The sequence below is a fragment of the Acinetobacter endophylla genome (assembly GCF_053543775.1).
In genome coordinates this window covers 1-18605 of sequence record NZ_JBLVOM010000055.1, presented here as the reverse complement: position 1 = coordinate 18605, position 18605 = coordinate 1, and the positions used below count along the sequence as shown (strand labels likewise).

General features: G+C 44.4%; 16 protein-coding genes and 2 tRNA genes. 7 read left to right on the top strand and 11 right to left on the bottom strand.

Annotated elements, in window-relative coordinates:
- Positions 1 to 74: 74 nt before the first annotated feature.
- The 6 genes from istB to tenA form a co-directional block, all read right to left on the bottom strand.
- Entirely contained in the window at positions 75 to 848 is a 774-nt protein-coding gene (gene istB, locus ACNPNW_RS04510) for an IS21-like element ISAba8 family helper ATPase IstB (protein ID WP_001053379.1), read from the bottom strand.
- Positions 848 to 1867, bottom strand: coding sequence for an IS21-like element ISAba8 family transposase (gene istA / locus ACNPNW_RS04505; protein WP_448766467.1), 1020 nt, complete (start codon positions 1865 to 1867; stop codon positions 848 to 850). Before istA ends, istB begins: the two co-directional genes overlap by 1 nt.
- 57 nt (positions 1868 to 1924) lie before the next feature.
- A complete protein-coding gene (locus ACNPNW_RS04500) occupies positions 1925 to 2299 on the bottom strand; it encodes an AbiJ-NTD4 domain-containing protein (protein ID WP_448766597.1) in 375 nt (124 codons plus the stop codon).
- A 117-nt stretch (positions 2300 to 2416) separates the two neighbouring features.
- Entirely contained in the window at positions 2417 to 5248 is a 2832-nt protein-coding gene (uvrA, locus tag ACNPNW_RS04495; protein ID WP_253146665.1) for an excinuclease ABC subunit UvrA, read from the bottom strand.
- A 181-nt stretch (positions 5249 to 5429) separates the two neighbouring features.
- Positions 5430 to 5798 carry a hypothetical protein gene (locus tag ACNPNW_RS04490; RefSeq protein WP_448766596.1) on the bottom strand — a complete coding sequence of 123 codons (369 nt, stop codon included), beginning with the start codon at positions 5796 to 5798 and terminating at the stop codon, positions 5430 to 5432.
- A 223-nt stretch (positions 5799 to 6021) separates the two neighbouring features.
- Complete coding sequence (tenA, locus tag ACNPNW_RS04485; protein ID WP_448766595.1) at positions 6022 to 6693, bottom strand: thiaminase II; 672 nt, start codon at positions 6691 to 6693, stop codon at positions 6022 to 6024.
- Positions 6694 to 6915: 222 nt separating this feature from the next.
- Between tenA and ACNPNW_RS04480 the strand changes: the two genes are divergently transcribed.
- From ACNPNW_RS04480 to ACNPNW_RS04455, 6 genes are all read left to right on the top strand, one after another.
- Positions 6916 to 8004, top strand: a complete 1089-nt coding sequence (locus ACNPNW_RS04480) for a DUF475 domain-containing protein (protein ID WP_004647275.1) — start codon at positions 6916 to 6918, stop codon at positions 8002 to 8004.
- A 152-nt stretch (positions 8005 to 8156) separates the two neighbouring features.
- The gene (locus ACNPNW_RS04475; protein WP_035340698.1) at positions 8157 to 9521 is read left to right on the top strand and encodes an MFS transporter; all 1365 of its coding nucleotides are present in this window, start codon (positions 8157 to 8159) and stop codon (positions 9519 to 9521) included.
- Between the two features lie 51 nt (positions 9522 to 9572).
- The gene (locus ACNPNW_RS04470; protein ID WP_004281391.1) at positions 9573 to 10160 is read left to right on the top strand and encodes a single-stranded DNA-binding protein; all 588 of its coding nucleotides are present in this window, start codon (positions 9573 to 9575) and stop codon (positions 10158 to 10160) included.
- A gap of 315 nt (positions 10161 to 10475) precedes the next feature.
- The gene (gene ahpC, locus ACNPNW_RS04465; RefSeq protein WP_004278673.1) at positions 10476 to 11039 is read left to right on the top strand and encodes an alkyl hydroperoxide reductase subunit C; all 564 of its coding nucleotides are present in this window, start codon (positions 10476 to 10478) and stop codon (positions 11037 to 11039) included.
- Positions 11040 to 11660: 621 nt separating this feature from the next.
- A complete protein-coding gene (locus ACNPNW_RS04460; protein ID WP_004647280.1) occupies positions 11661 to 12968 on the top strand; it encodes an FAD-dependent oxidoreductase in 1308 nt (435 codons plus the stop codon).
- A gap of 3 nt (positions 12969 to 12971) precedes the next feature.
- Entirely contained in the window at positions 12972 to 13820 is an 849-nt protein-coding gene (locus ACNPNW_RS04455) for an SAM-dependent methyltransferase (RefSeq protein WP_312586269.1), read from the top strand.
- A 76-nt stretch (positions 13821 to 13896) separates the two neighbouring features.
- On the opposite strand, the gene ACNPNW_RS04450 is transcribed toward ACNPNW_RS04455, so the two are convergent.
- From ACNPNW_RS04450 to ACNPNW_RS04440, 3 genes are all read right to left on the bottom strand, one after another.
- Positions 13897 to 13972: transfer RNA gene (locus tag ACNPNW_RS04450), tRNA-Thr, on the bottom strand.
- Between the two features lie 204 nt (positions 13973 to 14176).
- Positions 14177 to 14404 carry a hypothetical protein gene (locus tag ACNPNW_RS04445; RefSeq protein ID WP_004647282.1) on the bottom strand — a complete coding sequence of 76 codons (228 nt, stop codon included), beginning with the start codon at positions 14402 to 14404 and terminating at the stop codon, positions 14177 to 14179.
- 460 nt (positions 14405 to 14864) lie between these two features.
- A tRNA-Ser gene (locus tag ACNPNW_RS04440) sits at positions 14865 to 14955 on the bottom strand.
- Positions 14956 to 15077: 122 nt separating this feature from the next.
- On the opposite strand from ACNPNW_RS04440, the gene ACNPNW_RS04435 reads away from it, so the two are divergent.
- Positions 15078 to 16958, top strand: coding sequence for a potassium transporter Kup (locus tag ACNPNW_RS04435; protein ID WP_005250390.1), 1881 nt, complete (start codon positions 15078 to 15080; stop codon positions 16956 to 16958).
- 79 nt (positions 16959 to 17037) lie between these two features.
- Here ACNPNW_RS04435 and ACNPNW_RS04430 read toward each other — a convergent pair whose 3' ends face one another.
- Both ACNPNW_RS04430 and ACNPNW_RS04425 read right to left on the bottom strand, forming a co-directional pair.
- A complete protein-coding gene (locus ACNPNW_RS04430; RefSeq protein WP_448766594.1) occupies positions 17038 to 17610 on the bottom strand; it encodes a hypothetical protein in 573 nt (190 codons plus the stop codon).
- Between the two features lie 164 nt (positions 17611 to 17774).
- A protein-coding gene (locus tag ACNPNW_RS04425; protein WP_448766392.1) for an IS5 family transposase occupies positions 17775 to 18526 on the bottom strand; the annotation gives its coding sequence in 2 pieces (ribosomal slippage) (positions 17775 to 18292 and positions 18292 to 18526; 753 coding nt in all).
- Positions 18527 to 18605 lie beyond the last annotated feature (79 nt).

Sequence of the window (18605 nt, the reverse complement as noted above, 5' to 3'; positions counted from 1 at the left end):
TGTCAACGGCATTCTAAAATTGACCCCTTTTACCTTACAAATGGCAAAGTAAAATTGACCCCTTTGATCTCGTATTAAGTTTCAACCTGCGGCTGAATCCCAATTCTTTTTTTATCCTTCAAACGATAACTCTCACCCGATATCTGTACCACATGACAGTGATGTAATAGCCGATCTAACATCGCAGCGGTCAACGTGACATCATCCGCAAATGACTTAGACCATTGGCTAAAGGGTAAGTTACTCGTCAATATCGTACTGCCTTTTTCATAACGCTTGGCAATCACGTTAAAGAACAGATTCGCTTCTTCACGTCCAAATGGTAAATAACCAATTTCATCGATAATCAGTAACTTTGGTCCCAGTACCGCACGCTGCATATAGGTTTTCAATTTACCTTGCTGATAGGCTGTACTCAGTTGCAGCATTAAATCCGCTGCGGTAATGAACTTGATCTTAATGTTGTTCATGATGGCCTTATAGCCTAATGCCATAGATAAGTGCGTTTTTCCTACTCCGCTAGCCCCCAGAAACACCACATTTTCTGCTCTAGCAATAAAGCTCAGATTGAACAGTTCAATCACCTGTGATTTAGGGGCCCCTAGGGCATAATTAAAATCATAGTCTTCCAGGGTTTTGACTTGAGGCAGGCCTGAGAGTTTCATCAGTACCTGCTGACTGCGCTGTTGCCTGGCAGCATATTCATGCGTCAAGATCGCTTCAACAAAGTCGGCATAACTTCCATCCTGACCTAATGTTTGTTGTGCATGATGTGACCATTGTGATGCGATGGCAGGCAGATTGAGCTTTTGGCAAAGCTGCTCTATACGGTCGTATTGCAGATTCATCAGGAAACTCCCAGCAACTGGTCATATACCGATAAGGGATGCTGCAAACTCTCGTAGGGCATGACATGCTGTGCTGCTGCAACAGGTACAGTGCTGGAACCTGTATCTGATTGCGGTAATGGCGTAAATTTTTGCTGCTCTTGTTGCAGTCGAACAGCCGGTTTTTCTTGCGTGGTGGCATGAAACCGCTGATTGGCGGTTTCATGCAGCCACCGGCCAATGTGGGCATTGGCGACATCAACATCTAACAGTAAACCCGAAGTCTTCAGGCTTGCTTTCAATGGCACAATAAAGCTTGATTTGAGGTATCCATTAAAGCGTTCAACTTTGCCTTTGGTCTGTGCACGGTAGGGCTTACATACGCGAGGACGAAAGCTGTATTTCTTGGCGCAGTCGAGCAGTTTGGGGTTCCATTTATGCTGCCCCTCCTGATAGGCATCCCGTTCAATCATGATCGTTTTAGCGTTATCAAACAGGATTTCTTGAGGTACTCCTGCAAAAAACTGAAATGCATTTTCTAGACCATCGATCCATGCATCGGTACGTTCATGATCATAAAATTTCACGAAAGTCGCTCTGGAATACCCTAATGTTGCGACAAACGCTTTCAAAGTCGTGTTGTTGCGTCGAATCGTGGTGAAATCCACCTGCATTTGTTGGCCAGGTTGGGTTTCAAAACGAATGATCGGTTCCGGTTTAGCAACTGGTTTTAATGTTGCAAGATATTCCCTCAAGATCCTGATCTTTCCTGGATATCCCAACCCTAAAATTTCCTGGTAGAGCACAACAGCAGGAATCCATTCAGGATGAGCTGCGTTTACACGTTGGAGTAAATAGGGTTTATATGGGTCAAGGATACTTATTCTAGGCTGTATACGCTGATACTGAGGTGTGGTGTTTTGCCGTAAATATTTACGTACGGTATTTCTGGACACCCCCAGTTCACGAGTAATAGCTTTAATAGATTTACCTTGCTGATGAAGTATTTGGATTGTCACTGCTTGCTCCAAAGTTAACATGTTGAGCAGTCCAAAATGACCGCTATATTAACCAAGGGGGTCAGTTTTTAAATGCCATTAGGGGGTCATTTTTACACTGCCGCTAACACTTACTCTTTGATAGGGGTAGTGCTCAATTGTTTCTTCAATCAAGCTATAAATTTCGTGCCATGCACAATTAAAAAAGTAATCTCTAATTATTTTTAAAGAATCAGATGTCCATTGAGGGATGGTATCTGTAGGGTTTTTAAAAAGATTAAGCCAATAAGATTCTACTAACGAGTATATATTTGAATTACGGGTAAAAGAGCTTTGATTATGTCCATGTTCAATCCGATTCCAAATATAGCTATGAAAAACACTCCACAAACCATTTTTTAAAGCATCATCTATACTTTCTTTTTGAATAATGTCACGTATGGGCTTATAACCATATCTTTCAGAAAATCGCATTTTGTTCCCCCTCAAACAAATTTAAGAATAGATTTATTTTTTTAATCCACCCTAACCCTCCTTTGCGAAAGGAGGGAATGCCTCCTCTTTATCAAAGAGGAGGCTAGGAGGAGATTTTTATTTCAACAACGGCTTCAAGAATTTACCCGTATGTGAAGCTTTGACTTTCACGACCTGTTCAGGCGTACCTTCCGCAACAATCATACCACCACCCGAACCACCTTCAGGGCCTAAATCCACCACCCAGTCGGCAGTTTTAATTACGTCCAGATTATGCTCAATCACCACGATGGTATTACCCTTGTCACGGAGCTGATGCAGGATATCCAGCAGTTTGGCAATATCATGGAAATGCAGACCCGTGGTCGGTTCATCCAGAATATATAGGGTTTGACCAGTATCGCGTTTGGCCAGTTCACGTGCCAGTTTGACACGCTGTGCTTCACCACCAGAAAGAGTGGTCGCAGACTGACCCAGACGTATATAGCCCAAACCGACCTGATGTAATGTTTCCAGACGACGGTGAATCACCGGAATCGCATCGAAGAAATGCATGGCATCTTCAACGGTCATCTGCAAGACATCGGAAATATTCTTGCCCTTATAGTTTACTTCCAGCGTTTCACGATTATAGCGTTTGCCATGACAGGCATCACATGGCACATACATATCCGGTAGGAAGTGCATCGCTACCTTGATCATGCCATCACCTTCACAGGCTTCACAGCGGCCACCTTTCACGTTAAACGAGAAACGACCGGCAGCATAACCGCGTGCCTTGGCTTCTTGCGTCTGTGAAAACAGTTCACGAATCGGGGTAAATAGGCCGGTATAAGTCGCCGGATTGGAACGCGGGGTACGTCCAATCGGACTCTGGTCAATATCCACCACTTTGTCGAGGAACTGTAAACCATCAATCGATTCAAACTTTTCCGAAGTTAAAGTGGTGGCACCATTGAGCTGGGTCGCCGCCAAAGGTAACAAAGTCCGGTTAATCAAGGTCGATTTACCTGAACCGGACACCCCGGTAACACAGGTCATAATACCTAAAGGAATGGTCAGATCGACTTTTTTCAGGTTATGCCCGGATGCTCCCATTAGCTTGATCTGTTCTTTAGGCTTAGGCGGTTGAATACGTTTTTTCGGCACTTCAATTTTTAATTTTCCGGATAAATATTTTCCGGTCAGCGAGTCCGGATTGGCCAGAATTTCATCATACGTTCCTTCGGCAATCACATGCCCACCATGCACACCGGCACCCGGACCGATATCAATAATATGATCGGCGGCACGAATCGCATCTTCATCATGCTCGACCACCAGCACGGTATTGCCCAGATCACGCAGACGGATCAGGGTTTGCAGCAGACGGTCGTTATCACGCTGATGCAGACCAATTGACGGCTCATCCAGCACATACATGACGCCCATCAAACCGGCACCGATCTGTGAGGCCAGACGGATTCGCTGCGCTTCACCACCAGATAAAGTTTCGGCAGAACGGGACAGGCTGAGATAATTCAGGCCGACCGAAACCAGAAAGTGCAGACGTTCACGGATTTCCTTGAAAATCTTGTCGGCAATTTCTCCACGGGCACCTTCCAGATGAATGTCTTGATAATAGCTTTCAGCATCGCCAATCGACATACGGGTAATATCGGCAATGGTCTTGTCCAGAATTTTCACATTACGCGAAATTTCATTTAGACGTGAACCATCACAGGCATCACAGGCAGCATTGGATAAATATTGCGCCAGATCATCACGGACATAATTACTTTCAGTTTCACGATAACGACGTTCCAGATGCGGCAAAATTCCTTCAAAAGGAATGACCCGATTATGGCGACGACCACGCTCATCGATATAGCTCAGATCAATTTTTTCTTTGCCGGTGCCGTACAGAAATTTTTTCTTGGTATCGGCATCCAGTTCATTCCACGGCGTTTCTAGCGAAAAACCGAAATGCTCGGCGACTTTCTGGATCATGCTGTAATAGTAAGGACGCTGACGGTCCCAACCACGAATCGCGCCTTGGCTAACGCTGACCTCAGGATTAGGAATCAGTTTGTCGGCACTGAAATGGCTGCGGGTCCCTAGACCATCACAGACCGGACAGGCACCAAAAGGATTGTTGAATGAAAACAGGCGTGGTTCCAGTTCAGCCACTGCACGGTCACATTCCGGGCAGGAGTGTTTGGCTGAAAACACACGATCGTTATGCTCGCCCTTCATCCAGGATAAAATCGCGATATCACCACCGAGACGTAGCGCGGTTTCAAAACTTTCTGCAATACGGTTACCCAGATCATCACGAACCTTAAAGCGGTCGACCACCACTTCAATGGTATGTTTTTTCTTTTTATCCAGCTCAGGTGGTGGATCAATTTCCATGATCTCGCCATCCACTCGGGCGCGGACAAAACCCTGACTTTGTAGCTGTTCAAACAGCGCTGTATATTCGCCCTTACGTTCGCGCACGACCGGTGCTAACAATAACAGCGCAGTGCCTTCTTCCAGTGCTTTGACTGCATCAACCATTTCAGTGACTGTTTGTGCCACCATCGGCAGGTCATGTTCCGGACAGAACGGTGTACCGACACGTGCATACAGTAAACGTAAATAGTCGTAAATTTCGGTAATGGTTCCCACGGTAGAGCGTGGGTTATGACTGGTCGATTTCTGCTCGATGGCGATGGCTGGACTCAAGCCCTCAATCGAATCGACTTCCGGTTTTTCCATTTGGGAGAGGAACTGGCGGGCATAGGCAGACAGCGATTCCACATAACGGCGCTGACCTTCGGCATATAAGGTATCAAAGGCAAGCGAGGACTTACCTGAACCAGACAGTCCCGTAATCACCACAAACTTGTCGCGTGGTATATCAAGGTTCACATTTTTCAGGTTATGGGTACGTGCGCCTCGAATACGGATGTGGCTTTGGCTCATGCAAGGATCCTAGAATATTCATCAAAAACCCTTATATGATACCGGATGAAAAATGTTCAAGTGCAAAAAAAAGTATTTTAAACGTCAAGTTATGTCGGTGATTGGTCAATTCATCACAACATTAAGAAACACAACAGCAGATCATTTAAATATTCACAATCATCATGTACAAGGTAAATACTTAACAAGCCGCTGCATAGCGGCGTTCAAAGATAGATTCAATCTCTTCAAAGCAGCGGTCACGTGGCACATCATGATGCAGACGTGCATAAAAATTCACTTCATTTTCCAGAATATGCAAAAAGTCCTCATAGTCTTTTTGGAAAAAATCCAGGTCGAGCAAATCGTTACGGCGTGCCTGATGACAGCGATACTTTTCAATAAATTTCAGTAGATGTTTCTGGATATACGTGTTGGTGTGGTAAATCAGATAAGTCGCTGCCGAACCACAATCTAGACAGCCTTGTTCCAGATAGATTTCTTCATTGTTGAACCAGCAACATTGCAGGGTAAAAAAAGCCCGAATCGCTTCGGTGCCTAAAGTGTCCATATCATCTGCCTCTTTCCGGGATTGATTTTATTAATTGATAATTATTCTCAATTATTGTGCGGCAATTTTGGGCTTATAGCTAGGTCTAGCGTACCGGCCCGTTCTATCCTTGTTTTTTTCAGACTAAGCCGTTTTTATGATCGGTTTATGACAGCAGAAATTTTTTTGAACGGCTATAACCAAAAAGCCCTGTCGTAAACAGGGCTTTTTTTATTCGTCCGTCTTATTCATCCAGACCAGGCCACTGGCGTTGCTCAAAGGCACTGTCCCAGAACAACCATTCCAGACGGGCCGCATGCGTATAAGCTGCATGCATTTTTTCTAGTGTATCGGCATCAACACGCGCCGCAACACGGTCAACGGTCGCAATCACATTCCGCACCGCAGTGTGGAACTCTTCTCCTGAATAGGTGTCCACCCAAGCCTGATACGGACTATTCGGCGCAGAGTTGTCGACAATATCGTTACCAACTTCGGCATAAATCCAGAAACAAGGCAGCAACGAGGCCAGCACCACCGGGTAGCTTTCTGACCAGGTGGTCGAAGTCAGATAAGAGGTATAGTGATGACACGCCAGAGTCAGCGGGGTATTTTCAAACTGCTCTTTGCTAATGCCAAAATCTTGCATAAAGCCATCATGCAGGCTACGTTCCACCACAATCGCTATTTTGGCTGCCTCGGCAAACTGGATCACATCGTCCGCTTCAAAAGCCTTGGCGGCACATACGGCCAGTGCACGGCCATAGGCCAGTAAATAATGCGCATCCTGAATCACATAATGACTAAAGGCTTCACGGCTTAAAGTACCTTGCGCCAGTTGCTGATTAAAGGGCAGGGCCAGGGTCTTCTGATAAAGTCCGAGATTACGTTGCCATACCTCTTGTGAAAAACTCATGCTGAAAATCCTTCGCAGTTCAAGTTAAACCATGCGGCACTATAGCAAAGATCGGGCTGTTTAAAAGATCGGCAAATTTTAAAAACAGAAAATAAGATAAAACAGCTCAGGAAGTGCTTTGGTTTATGCGCTAAAAGTTTCATAATTAGCTTAACTTTTCCTATTCGTATTGCTGCTCTCTCGCAGCCATACATTTATTTAATTTATCCAAGGTCGTTGTGTATGTTGAAACATTTTGGTTTCTCGATTGCATTTTCGATCGTGTGTCTTGGTTTATCTGCGTATTGGGGTTATACCCATGGTCCGGACGCAGGCCTGCAAACCATGCTCACAGCGCTGACCATTACTGCTATTTTAGCGATTATGGAAGTGTCGTTGTCCTTTGATAACGCGGTTGTTAATGCCTCAGTCCTACGGGGTTGGGATCATTTCTGGAAAATGCTGTTCCTGACAGTCGGTATTCTGATTGCAGTTTTTGGGATGCGTTTGATCTTCCCGGTGGTCATTGTTGCAGTGACTGCAGACCTGGGCTTTATGGAAGTGGTACGTCTGGCCCTGAATGATCCGAAAGAATATTCAGCACGTTTAATGGCACATCATCCTGAAATTGCTGCTTTTGGTGGTGCTTTCCTGTTGATGGTATTCCTGAACTTCTTCCTGGATGAAGAAAAAGATACGCACTGGTTTAGACGCGTAGAACGCCGTCTGTCCAATCTGGCCAATGTGCCGGCGATGTCGGTATTTATCGCACTGGTGGCTTTGTTAATCATGGCAGCCAATGTCGATGAAGCCAAGCGTCTGGCAGTGACTATGGCCGGAATCTGGGGCATCGTGATTTATATCGGTGTGCAGGTCCTGAGCCATATGCTCGGTGGTGAACCGGAAGTCGATGAAGAAGGCAATGCCATTCGTCATGATGAAAATGGCGTACCGACGGGTGTAGTGAAAGCCGGTATTGGTGGTTTCCTCTATCTAGAAGTCCTGGATGCCTCGTTCAGTTTTGATGGCGTGATCGGTGCCTTTGCGATTACCTCAGACGTGGTCATCATCATGCTCGGTCTGGCAATTGGTGCGATCTTTGTCCGTTCAATGACGATTTATCTGGTTGAGCAGGGCACATTGGATGCCTATATTTACCTGGAACATGGTGCGCATTATGCCATCGGTGCACTGGCCTTTATCATGATTGCCAGCGGAACCGGTCTGCATGTACCAGAAGTGGTGACCGGTCTGATCGGTGTAGCCTTTATTGTCTGGGCAGTATTCGCCTCGATTCAATACAAAAAACGTCAGGCGGCTTTAGACAAATAAAGCGCTGTTCCTGAACAAAAAGCGTAGCTCCGGCTGCGCTTTTTGTTTTTAGATCGACATCATCTTTATTTCAAATAAAATTCATGTCTTATTAATGAGCTGAATGTCCTATAATCTGGGCTCCAGATTAATTAACCCAATCGCCATAATTTATGATGAATGCTTTAGAACGTCGTTCAACCTTTGCCCTGAGCAGTATTTTTGCACTGCGCATGCTGGGGTTGTTTATGATTATCCCGGTGTTTTCTGTGGCAGGGCAGGCATATCAATATGCAACGCCTGCACTGATCGGTTTGGCGGTCGGGGTCTATGGTCTGACCCAGGCACTGTTACAGATTCCATTCAGCTTGATTGCGGACCGTTATAGCCGTAAGCCACTGGTGGTTTTGGGACTGTTATTATTTGCGCTGGGTGGTGCGATTGCGGCCATGTCGGACACCATTTATGGCGTGATTATCGGCCGGGCGATCGCCGGTGGCGGTGCGGTATCCGCTGTGGTGATGGCACTACTGGCAGACGTTACCCGTGAAGAAAACCGGATGAAAGCCATGGCGATGATGGGCATGAGTATTGGTCTGTCTTTTGTGGTGGCCTTTAGTCTGGGGCCTTGGCTGACGGGTCTGGTGGGTATCTCTGGGTTGTTCTGGGTCACCACGGTGATGGGCCTGGCGGCGATTGCCATGCTGTTGATGGTACCTAAAGTCACGCGGCATCATAAAAACTTTCAGCAGGGCTATCTGGCACAGTTGAAACAGGTAATCAAAATCGGGGATCTGAATCGTCTGCATGTCTCCGTCTTTACCCTGCATTTATTGCTCACCGCCATGTTTATCTATGTGCCTTCACAGCTGATCGAATTTGCGGATCTACCTCTTTCTAGTCATGGTTGGGTGTATTTGCCGCTATTGGTGCTGAGCCTGTTTTTTGCCTTTCCAAGTATTATCCTGGCAGAAAAATATCACAAAATGCGCGCGATTTTTCTGGTGGCTATTACTGGCATTATTCTGGGTCTAATGGTAATGGCATTTGGTTTTGAATCCAAATATGTCTTGCTGATTGGTTTAGGGTTGTTCTTCATTGCCTTTAATGTGATGGAAGCTCTGTTGCCGTCCTGGTTGTCGAAAGCAGCACCGATCCAGTCCAAAGCGACGGCAATGGGCGTGAATGCCAGCAGCCAGTTTTTAGGGGCGTTCTTTGGCGGTATGATTGGCGGACAATTATTACTGCTGAACAATACCTCGATGGGCTGGAGTATCCTGACAGGGATCGCAATAATCTGGCTGCTGATGAGTTTTGGCCTGGCTCAGCCACGCTATCTGTCATCGTTGGTGTTGCGTTTGCCGGAAAGCAGACAAACTGACGAATGGACTTCTCAGCTTTTGGCGATTCGTGGTATTGAAGAGGTCGTGGTGATGTCTGAACAGCAAGTTGCCTATGTAAAAGTCGATAAACAGCAGATTGATGATGCTTCGCGACAACAATTAACGCACTTGTTGGGTAAAGAGGTAGCCATTTAAGCATAACTCTTATAAAGTAAAATACAGAAATATATAGGAAGTAAACGGCAAATGCGTGGTGTAAATAAAGTTATTTTAGTGGGTACTTTGGGTAAAGATCCGGAAACCAAAACTTTTGCAAATGGTGGCTCTCTCACTCAATTCTCGATCGCAACCAGCGATTCGTGGACAGATAAAAGTACCGGTGAACGTAAAGAACAAACGGAATGGCACCGTATCGTGTTGCATAACCGTTTAGGTGAAATTGCGCAGCAATATCTTCGTAAAGGCTCAAAAGTATATATTGAAGGTTCATTACGTACCCGTCAGTGGACTGACCAGAATGGTCAGGAACGCTATACGACAGAAATCCGTGGTGAGCAAATGCAGATGCTAGACTCTAGCCGTCCTCAAAATGATCAGGGCGAGAGCAGCTTTAACCAGCCACGCTTTAATAACAATAATCAGGCGAACAACAACCAGGGCGGTTATGGCAATAACCCGCAATCAGGTTATGGTTCAGCACCACAGCAAGGCGGTTTTAACAACAACCAGGGCGGCGGTTATGGCAACAATAACCCGAGTGGTTTTGCGCCAAAATCTGCACCTGCTCCAACAGCAGCACCTGCAGCAGATCTAGATGATGACTTACCATTTTGAGATGTAGGTCAAAAAGGTAAATCATCATTAAAACCCACCTGAATACGGTGGGTTTTTTATGTCTTGAAGATTGGTATTAAGTTTGTATAAGCCCATGATTTATTAAAATATTAAGAAGTGTTAAAGCATGGCTTTATTTTGATCAGAACAGCTCTACATCGAGAAAACAAATAAGATGAACAATACTGATAGAAACTGATGATCTAAAAAAGCGATCATTTTTATAAAAACTTGCGGTTTTACCTATTTTGAAATTTTTCGTATTCTAGCTTCACAAGATAAGCAATCCCAGAAATAAGCTAGAGGAAATATCTCATGAGTTTAATCAATACTGAAATCAAACCATTCAATGCAACTGCTTACCACAATGGTCAGTTCATCGAAGTTTCTGAGCAAGACCTGAAAGGTAAATGGTCAGTGGTGTTTTTCTATCCTGCAGATTTTACCTTTGTTTGTCCAACTGAATTAGGCGATCTTGCTGATCAGTATGCTGAATTCCAGAAAATGGGTGTAGAAATCTATGGCGTGTCTACCGATACTCATTTCACTCATAAAGCTTGGCATGATACCTCTGACGTGATTGGTAAAATCCAGTATCCATTGATTGGTGATCCAACCTGGACTTTGTCTAAAAACTTCGAAGTACTGATTGAAGCTGAGGGTTTGGCAGATCGTGGTACTTTCGTGATTGATCCAGAAGGTAAAATCCAGATCATTGAAATCAACGCGGGTGGTATCGGCCGTGATGCACAAGAGCTTCTGCGTAAAGTGAAAGCTGCACAATATGTACATGCGCACCCAGGTGAAGTTTGTCCGGCAAAATGGAAAGAAGGTGAAGCAACACTTGCTCCATCAATCGACCTGGTGGGTAAAATCTAATTCAAACCTAGTTCTTTGAAGCAAAAAATCCAGCACAAGTTGCTGGATTTTTTATTTTTTTAGTTTAGAGATTTATGAATTCTAGACAAAAACATCATGCCATTTGATTTCTATTTGAGAACAAAATGAGAATTGAGGAATTGCACTCTATGCTTTTTAAGCGGCTTATGCGAGGCAATCAAGTAAGCGCAATACCCTGCTGCATGATTGACTAGGCCTGAAAACAAAGAAGCCTCTGCTTTCGCAGAGGCTTTTATTTTATAAGGCGCTGTAGTTTCTTGTCGTTTTAAACAATTTTCGCATAAACGCATCTGAATGGAACCGGATGAATTTATGGTTTTCTTATGCTGCGAATCATAGGTATTTAAAAAGTATTTGTCAACCAAGGATTATAAAAATGGTTAATTAAATTATTTGTTTTTAAAGCGAATTTTCAAGTTTTTAGATAAAAATATGAATAAAATCTTAGATTTGATGGAATTTTAACTAAGGCAGAAAAATGAATAAAAAGCAGGTGAAATTGAACAAAAAGGCCTTTACGAAAAACATATATTCTGGAAGATTTTAATAACCTGTTTGATTGGCGCATGGTACATAATTTCTGTAGTTTTTCAATGACGGATGATCAGTTTGGATATCGCAGTAATTGGTAGTGGCATGGCCGGACTGGCTACAGCCAGAATTCTCCAGGACGCAGGGCATCACATCACGATTTTTGAAGCACTTCCAGGTCGCGGCATGGACAGTCATAGCCTTGAATTTGAAGGGGGCCTGATTGACGCACCTTTACGTGTGATGAACCCCTATCTGTGGAAAAACACCCTGAGTCTAGCCACACATCTGGGCATTAAAACTTATCCGGTGCGGACCTATATGGCCTGCAGCTGGTTATTTGAAGATAAAACTGAAACCTGGCTGACCACATCGCGTAGCCGAATTGGCAATATCCCGATCATCAATAACCGGAAAGGCCTGCAACAATATGGCTGGCGTCTGGTCAAAGGCCTGTTGCAGTTAAAAGTTGCATTGACCAAATTCTTTAAATCGAAAAATCAGGACATCAGCCTGGCAGAATTTATCAATCGTAACGAGATTGAAGAAGTGTTCTGGCACGGTGCGGTGATGCCGGTGCTATATACCATCTGTACCTGCAATCCGAAAACCATTGGTGAATGGCCAGCTAAACCGTTGTTAATTTTTCTGCGTCAATTAACCGATGGCGATGCGTTACTGCGTCTGCAAGGCGGTACACCAGCGTTGGTCGATAAGCTGATTGAAGGCATTCAGATTGAAGACGGTTCAGCAATTACACTGGTACAAGAGCAGGGCGATCAGGTCAAAGTTGAAAATGCGGCCGGTTATTCAAAACTGTTTGACCGGGTGATTGTCGCGACACCGACCACCAAAATTGAGGAGTTCCTGGATCCGGTACAATTCGCCAGTGAAATTGAATTATTGAAGAAATTCAAATTCGAACAAGGCGAACTGGTGATTCATACCGATGCCAGCGTAATGCCGCCAAAACGTAAAGACTGGGCCGTACTCAGCTATATGATGGACCGTAAATTTACTCGTCAGCAATTTACCGTGTGGCTTAACTCGATTGAACCTTCTTTGGTTGGCAAGTCGGCCGTGTTTCAGACCTGGCGTCCGGTAACCGAGATTGATCCGAAGAAAGTGATCAAATCGGTAATGCTGACACGTGCAGTCGTCGATGCTAATACGGTGGCACTGAATAAGGAATTGCAGCAACGTCATCTGGATGCCAACCGTAAGGTCTTCTTCTGCGGTTCATGGTCATGTGACGGTTTGCCGATTCTGGAATCGGCAGTGACCTCAGCGATGAAGATTGCAGAAATCTTTGGTGCGCCTTTACCATTTCAGGGTTTAAAACCTGTGGTTGAGGTTGCTCCGCAACTGGGTTATTAATCCATGCAATGGCTTCAGGCACTGCGTCAGCATCTTCCCCAGCACAAGTATGCAATTGATGCCGCTGTGTTGGGCGATCACGCGCAATTGCCCTGGAGCAATTTAGGGTATTGGCAAGCCGGTCAGCAGGATTATGCGGCTGCCTGTCGTATGCTGGCCGATCACCTTGCGCAAACTGTAAATTTAAATTCAAAAGATAAACTGCTGGATTTGGGCTGCGGTCAGGGCGCCAGCTTGCTGCACTGGCAGCAACATTATCAGGTGCAATATCTGGCCGGGGTTGAGCTGCAGGCTGCCTGTGTGGCTAATATTCAGCAACATTTGCCAGAACTGAATGCCATTTATCAGGCGTCATTTTTGCGTTTAAAAGAATTGCTGTTTTCCCAGCGTTTTGATGTGGTGCTATGCCTAGATGCGGCTTATCACAGCCCTGTGCCTGTATTCTTGGAGCAGGTCCGCAGTGTTTTAAATTCAAATGCGCGGATTGGTTTTCATCATCTGGTTTTGTCCGAGCGTTGGGAAAATTTAAATGCATTACAACGGCGTAAATATCAGTTTTTATTGAAATCTGCTGATGTGAATTTAAAAGATTTAATGACAGTGGGTGCATTATATGCCTTTCTGGATCGATTTGAATTTAAAAATATTCAGATTCAGGATCTGTCCGAGCCGGTATTTTCCGGCTTTGCGGATTACGTGCAAAAAACTTTGAATTCAAAAGCATCAGATGATCAGGTTCAAGGCTCAAAACTGGATCATTTTAAAATTCAGATGACAGCGAAACTGTGCCGAAAATTATATCAGGAAGGGATCGTGAGATATGTGCAAGTGACGGCACAATCGAAGCACTAGAAAGTGCAAGAAGACTCAGCTGAAAATACCGAAACCCAGAAACATCAAAGCCTCACTAAAAAGCGAGGCTAAGATATGGTGCCGGCACACGGATTCGAACTGTGGACCTACTGATTACAAGTCAGTTGCTCTACCAACTGAGCTATGCCGGCATGGTGGAGTGCATTTTACAGATTTTTTTTGGTCACGCAAGCCAAAAAATAACCGTTTAAACTGTTTCGGCAGGATTTGTTTATTTTGACCCGATGGATGAAAAGTTCTGTTTTGGGCTATGCGCAAAGAAATCGCCCATATGTGCAGATATGGGCGAGGGTGAAAGCACAGGATTGGTTCTGGATATGAGTCGGTTATAAGGTTTATCTGTTTTTCAGGATGCGATCTAATTCTTGTGCACATTCCTCTAAAGTAAAGGCCATATCAAACTGCATTTGAGGTTTGAGTTCTTGAGCGAGGCTTCTCCACTGTTCGATGAGTCTCAAGGCTTTTTGAATTTTATGTTTATTGATGTCCTTGGCAATAGTTGGGGTATAACCGCCACGTTTTGCATTTTTAATCTGTTTGGCATAGTTTGCGCTGTTATTCATGTTCGCTCTCCGAATAGCAGTGTATCTATTTTTTAACTTCAAATTTGAATGGCTCGGTTCACTTGGTTATTTCTTTCTATCCTGTGGTTTTTATTCTCCTTTTAGTTGATTTATAAGCAACATAACATAGCTTTGATGACAATAAAATTAAGCTATTTCTGTGCCAGTTTTTTGTTTGAACACATAAATAAAAACCTGAAATGAATGGCGTACAGAAACTGCACAATTCATCAGTTTTTTGGCTGATGAAAAATGAAGATTTTTAAAAATAGAATTGAGCGTAAGTGTTGTGTTGCAAAAGATTTTTATGAACGAGGACTGGTATTAATTCAATGCCTTTGCCTAAGGCGATAGATAATAATATTTTAAGATCTAAGCAGATAATTTTTTTTACTGATGGGATGATGGATAAAATTAAATATAAAAAAACCCGAATCATGTGATTCGGGTTTTTAAATTCTGGCGGTGAGAGAGGGATTCGAACCCTCGAAACGCTATAAACGTTTACACACTTTCCAGGCGTGCTCCTTCAGCCACTCGGACACCTCACCATAGGCCGAGGATAATAGCGAAAAAAACCAGCTGTGCCAAGCTGAAACAATTGATTTGCAGAAAAACTTTTAATGCGGTGCTATGATTCGCAAAAATGCTTGTTAAAAAACGAAGACAATATATGCAAAGCACTGCACAAAAGGCAGCTCTCCCGGTGATTACACTGGCTGCGCTTGGGGTCGTTTTCGGAGATATTGGTACCAGTCCGCTCTATGCACTGCGCCAATGCTTCCTTACCGCACATCTCGCCATTAGCGAAGCTTCTGTACTCGGTATCCTGTCCCTGATTTTCTGGTGCATGATGCTTACCATCAGCTTTAAATATGTCATGGTAATCATGCGTGCCGATAACAACGGCGAAGGCGGGATTATGTCACTGTTGGCATTAAACCTGCGTACCACACGAATCTCTGATCAAAAGAAAATATTCCTGATTGCTTTGGGCTTTGTCGGTGCATCGCTATTTTTCGGTGACGGGATTATTACCCCGGCAATCTCCGTGCTCTCAGCCATTGAAGGCCTGAGTATTGCCACACCCATTTTCAATCAGTGGCTGGTGCCTTTGTCGATCGGGATTCTGGCCGGACTGTTTATGGTTCAGCGACACGGCACAGCCACTATGGGCAAGTTTTTTGGGCCTTTAACCATGCTCTGGTTTTTGTCCATTGGAGGTTTTGGTTTGTGGAGCATTATCCAGACCCCATTTGTACTCTGGATGGTGAATCCCTACTGGGCCTATCATTTTGTGGTCGATCAGCCTTATGTGGCTTTTCTGACCATGGGGGCAGTGATTCTGACCATGACCGGTGGTGAAGCGATTTATGCCGATATGGGGCATTTTGGCCGCCTACCGATTCGGCTGGCCTGGTTCATTATTGTCTTGCCATGTTTATTGCTGAATTATGCCGGGCAAGGCGCCTTGTTGCTGCGTAGTCCTGAAGCCCTGGCGAATCCTTTCTATATGCTACTGCCAGACTGGGCCTTATTCCCTATGATTGGACTGGCGACTGCAGCTGCGGTGATTGCCTCACAGGCGGTCATTACTGGTGTATTTTCTATGGTCAATCAGGCCATTCAACTGCGTTATTTGCCGCGCCTGTCAGTCAAGCATACCTCTGCATTGGAGCGTGGTCAGATTTATCTGCCTTTCATTAACTGGATGCTGTTTATCTCGGTGCTGATCCTGATTTTACTGTTTGAAAATAGTGCCAATCTAGCCAGTGCTTATGGCGTCGCGGTGACCATGACCATGCTCTGCGGCACCATTTTGATCTCGATTCTGGCCTATGGCTTCTGGCGTTGGCCGGTCTGGAAAGTAGCTTTATTTGCTGTGCCATTCCTGGCACTGGATTTAGTCTTTGTGGCCTCAACCTCCTTGAAAATTGCTTCGGGTGGCTGGGTGCCAATTCTAATTGGTGCGGTACTGTTTACGATTCTCATGACCTGGAAAGATGGGCGGGCTTTGGTGCTGAATCGTCTGGAACAGGATGCCTTGCCGATTGATCTGTTTATTAAAAGTATTTCGATGGGGGAAGGCACCAAGTTTGTGCCAGGTGATGCCATTTTCCTGACCGGTACACCAAATATTGTCCCGCATGCCATGTTGCATAATATTAAGCACAATAAGGTCTTGCATGAACGCAATATCATGCTCACGGTGATTACCCGAGATATTCCTTTTGTCGACAGAAAGGAACGGATTGAACTGGAAAAACTGAGTGAGCATTTTTACCGGGTGTTTATCTATTATGGTTTTAAGGATCAGCCGAATATTCCGGAAGCTTTACAACAGGCCTATGAGCAATGGGATTTTGAATATGACCTGATGCAGATCAGTTTCTTTATTTCACGTGAACGGATTATGCATACTGTAGGTGAAGGTATGGCACCGTGGCGGGAAAAACTGTTTATTTCTATGCAGCGCAATACCAGTCCGGTCAGTGATTTCTATCAGATTCCACCCAACCGTGTGGTCGAGCTGGGCACCCAGATTCAGATGTAAATAAAATAAAAAGCATAAAAAAACCAGAGGCATACTCTGGTTTTTTTATGGGAGAAACAATAAATAAATGAGCTTCAGATTATTGCTCAAGTTCTACCGCAGCTGGCACTTCAGGTGCAGCATTCAAAGGTTCTTCCATCAGTACTGGCTCTGCGTCAGATTGAGCCGCAATTTCAGTTTGTTCATTGCTGACGTTTGCTTCAGTCACAGCCGCTTGTTGTTCTTCCAGTGCTGGTTGTGGTTGAGGCGTCGTCATAGACGTGGTGGCTTCTACTTCTGATTCAGTGGCTGGTTCAACCAGATTGGCCGGCACCTCTGCTTCATTCATACCTGGTTCTGTGACAGGTGGTTGAGGAGAAACAGTACCTGAATTTGGTGCCTGAGTCATTGCTGGATCATTGGGCATTGGTGCTTGTGTGTTTGGCATGGCTGGTTGCGGTGCTGCTGCACGCGGATCGACCAGACGGATCTGACCAGAATTCACCAAGCTTTCTAAAGAGGCTTCCTGACCATTCACCTTGGTACTAATTTTAGCTTTAGACAAGCTTTCAAGTGTTTCACCTGGTTGAACTGGTGGCTCGGCAAATGCCGCTACGCTCATCACACTTGTGAATAATCCTAAACCTAATGCTTTAGAGAGTTTGGAATTCATGATTGACACCATTGCTAATAATTTTACGAATTGAGATAGGCCGTTAGCTTTACATACTCACTCCACTGGGCCAAACAAAGCTACGCAAACACCGAGAAACCTCATTTAAAAAGAAATAAAATTAGACAGTTTGTTACAACTAGCCGGGGTTTTAGGGTGTGTCCTCATTTGGCTTTGCACCAAATAAATATGCAGGCTATACGGATCATAGATTTATAATTGCGTGCCAGTTTATCAAATCGAGTTGCAATAGCACGGAAATGTTTTAATCTCGAAAATGCATTTTCAACTAAATGTCTTAATTTATATAGATATTTATCAAACTCCTTATTCGATCTCTTACTGTTTGATCTCAATGGAATAATGGGAATCATATTCTTGTTCTTGGCATATATTCTAATGTGCTCAGCATCATACCCCTTATCAGCAATGAGATAAGTTGCCTCGTCTACCGTATCAATCAGTTGTTTTGCAACTTGACTGTCGTGGACGTCACCCTCAGTGATTTTAAAATCAATCGGTAATCCATTCGCGTCGGTTGCAAGATGTATTTTTGTTGTTCGTCCACCGCGTGATTGTCCAATTGCTCTTTCGAAACCATGCCGAGCTCCACTTGCATGTTGATGCACGCGTATGTAGCTTGCGTCAATGAATACCCATTCCTGATCCAAGATGCCTCGTAATCTAAAAAAAATTTATCCCACAATCCCTTGCTTGCCCAACGATTAAAACGATTGTAAGCAGTTTGCCAAGGACAAAATTCTTGGGGAATATCACGCCATGTGGCGCCTGTACGAAGTTTCCATAAGATCGCTTCCATGATATTTCTACTATTCTTTGAACAGTAACAACCGTGTAATCGCATAGTATCTTGAATTTGCTGCCAGATATCATCGGTAAGAAGAGTACGTGCCATTGAAAATATAGAAATAAAAATAACTCAAAGGAGGATTTTAAGTATTTAAAACCAATTCTTCAAATGAGGACACGCCCTA

Bases quoted from the DNA above. Each gene is read 5' to 3' on its own strand.
- istB (WP_001053379.1), bottom strand. From the start codon at position 848: ATGAATCTGCAATACGACCGTATAGAGCAGCTTTGCCAAAAGCTCAAT.
- istA (WP_448766467.1), bottom strand. From the start codon at position 1,867: ATGTTAACTTTGGAGCAAGCAGTGACAATCCAAATACTTCATCAGCAA.
- ACNPNW_RS04500 (WP_448766597.1), bottom strand. From the start codon at position 2,299: ATGCGATTTTCTGAAAGATATGGTTATAAGCCCATACGTGACATTATT.
- uvrA (WP_253146665.1), bottom strand. From the start codon at position 5,248: ATGAGCCAAAGCCACATCCGTATTCGAGGCGCACGTACCCATAACCTG.
- ACNPNW_RS04490 (WP_448766596.1), bottom strand. From the start codon at position 5,798: ATGGACACTTTAGGCACCGAAGCGATTCGGGCTTTTTTTACCCTGCAA.
- tenA (WP_448766595.1), bottom strand. From the start codon at position 6,693: ATGAGTTTTTCACAAGAGGTATGGCAACGTAATCTCGGACTTTATCAG.
- ACNPNW_RS04480 (WP_004647275.1), top strand. From the start codon at position 6,916: ATGTTGAAACATTTTGGTTTCTCGATTGCATTTTCGATCGTGTGTCTT.
- ACNPNW_RS04475 (WP_035340698.1), top strand. From the start codon at position 8,157: ATGATGAATGCTTTAGAACGTCGTTCAACCTTTGCCCTGAGCAGTATT.
- ACNPNW_RS04470 (WP_004281391.1), top strand. From the start codon at position 9,573: ATGCGTGGTGTAAATAAAGTTATTTTAGTGGGTACTTTGGGTAAAGAT.
- ahpC (WP_004278673.1), top strand. From the start codon at position 10,476: ATGAGTTTAATCAATACTGAAATCAAACCATTCAATGCAACTGCTTAC.
- ACNPNW_RS04460 (WP_004647280.1), top strand. From the start codon at position 11,661: ATGATCAGTTTGGATATCGCAGTAATTGGTAGTGGCATGGCCGGACTG.
- ACNPNW_RS04455 (WP_312586269.1), top strand. From the start codon at position 12,972: ATGCAATGGCTTCAGGCACTGCGTCAGCATCTTCCCCAGCACAAGTAT.
- ACNPNW_RS04445 (WP_004647282.1), bottom strand. From the start codon at position 14,404: ATGAATAACAGCGCAAACTATGCCAAACAGATTAAAAATGCAAAACGT.
- ACNPNW_RS04435 (WP_005250390.1), top strand. From the start codon at position 15,078: ATGCAAAGCACTGCACAAAAGGCAGCTCTCCCGGTGATTACACTGGCT.
- ACNPNW_RS04430 (WP_448766594.1), bottom strand. From the start codon at position 17,610: ATGAATTCCAAACTCTCTAAAGCATTAGGTTTAGGATTATTCACAAGT.